The 2,675-nt window shown below is 42.9% G+C and carries 3 protein-coding genes; 1 reads left to right on the plus strand and 2 read right to left on the minus strand.

Annotated features, from left to right (window positions below):
- Positions 1-1,260, plus strand: a 1,260-nt coding sequence (locus tag C7H19_RS24960; RefSeq protein ID WP_281261738.1) for a Calx-beta domain-containing protein, incomplete at its 5' end; no start/stop codon positions are given.
- A gap of 2 nt (positions 1,261-1,262) precedes the next feature.
- Here the strand turns inward: C7H19_RS24960 and C7H19_RS24965 are convergent.
- On the minus strand, positions 1,263-2,039 hold the full coding sequence (locus C7H19_RS24965) for a glycosyltransferase (RefSeq protein ID WP_106459604.1): 777 nt from the start codon (positions 2,037-2,039) through the stop codon (positions 1,263-1,265).
- Positions 2,040-2,344: 305 nt separating this feature from the next.
- Positions 2,345-2,675: transposase (locus C7H19_RS24970; protein WP_181280643.1), on the minus strand; the 331-nt coding region annotated here is incomplete at its 5' end.

Genomic DNA, 2,675 nt, shown 5'->3' on the forward strand with positions numbered 1-2,675 from the left:
TTAACCGAGGGAAATAGCGGCATGACAACCGCCACCTTTACCGTCAGTCTTTCTGCGGCTAGTGGTCAGACCGTAACCGTCAATTATAGTACAGCAAATGGTACCGCTACGGCTGGAAACGACTATACGGCAACTAATGGCATTCTAACTTTTAACCCCGGTCAAACGACCCAAACCATTTCAGTATTTATTATCGGAGATCAGATCCATGAAGCAAGCGAAACCTTCTCCATCAATCTGACCAATGCTACTAATGCAACGATCGCTGATACAATGGGTGTGGCAACCATCATCGATAATGATCCAGCAAGCTTACCGTTTGCCATTAAAGCGGAAGGCACAGTCACAATTAATGGTAGTAGCGACTTTGACGGCGACCCATTGAATCTTAATGATGATGCTCGCATCTATGCTGGTCGTGGTTTTACCATCAATGGTAATCCCACTTTACCAGTGCGTCGTGATGCACAGGGTAATCCAATTCGTGATGCTAATGGTAAGCTAGTCTTGATTGACCGTGCCGTAACCGTAGCACCTGGCTACAATGTCATTAATGCTAATACAAACCTTTACTCTAATCTTATACCACCCCAAGTAATTGAACCACAAACAGTAGTTGTTCCCAGTTACACCAGCATCATTAATCAAGAAACCGCCCGTCGTGTCCCCACTGGTACTCCTACCGTCACCTTTAATGTTCAAAATAATCCACTTAACTCGGCATCTGATTGGACAAATCGATTTCCAGGGGGTGGTACGGCGAATCAACCCACTGTGGTACGGGTCATTAATGGGGGATTAAATGTTCCCGCCAATGTTACTTTGAGTAATCTAGTAATTATTATAGAGCAGGGCGATTTGAACTTTAACGGCAATGGACACGCCCTTAATAATGTCATGTTTGTAACCAATAATGGTAATATTAATTTGTCTGGAGTGCAAGCGAACAATGTTTCCCTGTTTGCTTCAGGTTCAATACAAATGAACTCTAATGCCCGTTTTAGTGGTTCTTCTTTGCTGGCTAATGCCAATAGCAACGGCAGTATTAATTTTAATGGCTCGACCACTACTGATGCGTCTAGCAACTTGCGTGTCGTGGCACAAGGTGAAATTAACTTTAATGGTTCTTCTCAATGTCGAGGCTCTTTTGTGACAGCGAGAAACTTTAGATATAATGGCAACTCCACTTTGTTGGGTTCGATTGAGGCTAAAGGTAACATTAACTTTAACGGTAAGGCAACCGTAATCGCCACAAGTTAACTTTAAGTGTTCCTAGCGGCACTTGTTAGAGGGCGTAATCGATATTGTGCTTGGACTTCAACTTCTAAAACCAACTTTTCAGACAGTCCGCGCCTTTGCAAAGCCTGAGCGATCGCCATTTGGGTAAATTGAATTTGTTCGAGTTGGAGGAGATGAGAAATATTGTCTTGATGAGTACGATAATAATAAAGCGGTTTTTTGAAATGTGCGATTTTAGTAACTTCATCGAGACGCAGGCATAAATCATAATCCTGCGCGGCTTTAAATTCTGGATTGACTCCGCCCACCTGTTTATAAGCCGAACGTCGAATTAAACGGAAATGGAACGTCATAAAATCAACTAACAGCCCCATTGAAGAATAAGGAATCTTACAGCGTTTGCCTAATCCTAATACTGTCCCTTTTTCGTCGATGACGAGATAATCTGTGTAAACCATTCCCACGTCTGGCTGTTGGTCTAACAGGTGGGCCGTTTCGGCTAAAGTGGTGGGTGCAAGTAAGTCGTCGCTATCGACAATGCCTAAATACTTGCCAGTGGTTATCGCTATTGCATCATAAAGTGCTTGTCCCCGTCCTGTATGGGGTGCGACGATGACTTTTATGCGATTGTCTTGTTTTTCATAATGACGAGCGATTTCAACGCTCCCATCAGTTGACCCATCATCTAGGATCAGCAACTCAAAATCGGTCAGGGTTTGAGCTAAAACACTTTCAATGGCTTTGGCCAGATAACGTTCTCGGTTATAAACCGTAATAATTAGGGAAATTGGAACATTCAAAGTAACACTCCTTAGTTCTTCGTTAATGATGAGCCAACATGGATTTCCTCAAGCACTCTGAACGCAAGAGTTGAGCGCGGTAATCTGTAGAAAAACAATCGTCTCAATCTATTTTTAACACTTCTTAAGAAGTTAAGGCTCTCTTTAATGGATTCATTAAATCTTGATTCTCACGCGAGAGAGCCTTGCCCTTGAATTCAACACTTATACTACTATTAGGGGCAGAACTAGCGAAGCCCCCACGAAGTGCAATTTAAGAAATGATACCAAATCCGTAGTTATTAGCCATTGTATACAAAGAGGTTTTAACCAGCCTTGAAAACTTCTGGATCTGGCCACCAATGATAGTTAGTCAAAGCTTGAATTTGAGGTTGCATTTGTGCAAGAACATGACAGCGTTGAGCGAGAACCACTTCCAAAGCATCAAGAGTTTCAAAGCTCTTGTTGACCAAAGGCTCATCAGCCAAAGCCCAAAGTCTCTCGGCTGGTTGTAATTCGGGAGAGTAAGGAGGTAAAGGCTCAAAAAAGATGCCTAATGGTAACTCAACTTTCTCGCTCATATGCCATCCAGCGCGGTCAAGAACCAAAAGGATAATTTTGTCTTGTCCTGCTCCTACAGCTGCGGCAAAGGATTTT

Source organism: Aphanothece hegewaldii CCALA 016, assembly GCF_003007785.1.
GTDB lineage: Bacteria > Cyanobacteriota > Cyanobacteriia > Cyanobacteriales > Microcystaceae > Chroococcus > Chroococcus hegewaldii.